Origin of the sequence: Escherichia sp. B1147 (assembly GCF_001660175.1) — a bacterium.
Classification (GTDB): Bacteria; Pseudomonadota; Gammaproteobacteria; order Enterobacterales; family Enterobacteriaceae; genus Escherichia; species Escherichia whittamii.
In genome coordinates this window covers 1-271 of record NZ_LFHY01000038.1, presented here as the reverse complement: position 1 = coordinate 271, position 271 = coordinate 1, and the positions used below count along the sequence as shown (strand labels likewise).

The 271-nt window shown below is 55.4% G+C and carries 1 tRNA gene; it reads right to left on the bottom strand.

Annotated features, from left to right (window positions below):
- Window positions 1-95: 95 nt before the first annotated feature.
- Window positions 96-182, bottom strand: a tRNA-Leu gene (locus A9180_RS22190).
- Between the last annotated feature and the right edge of the window lie 89 nt (window positions 183-271).

Genomic DNA, 271 nt, shown 5'->3' with positions numbered 1-271 from the left:
CCCACGTCCGTAAGGACACTAACACCTGAAGCTAGCGCGTCTACCAATTCCGCCACCTTCGCACAGTTATCTTACTTTTTTGATATCGCCTCGTTTGGTGCGAGGGGGGGGACTTGAACCCCCACGTCCGTAAGGACACTAACACCTGAAGCTAGCGCGTCTACCAATTCCGCCACCTTCGCCCAGTGCGAGCAATATCAACGTGGTTTTTGGTGCGAGGGGGGGGACTTGAACCCCCACGTCCGTAAGGACACTAACACCTGAAGCTAGC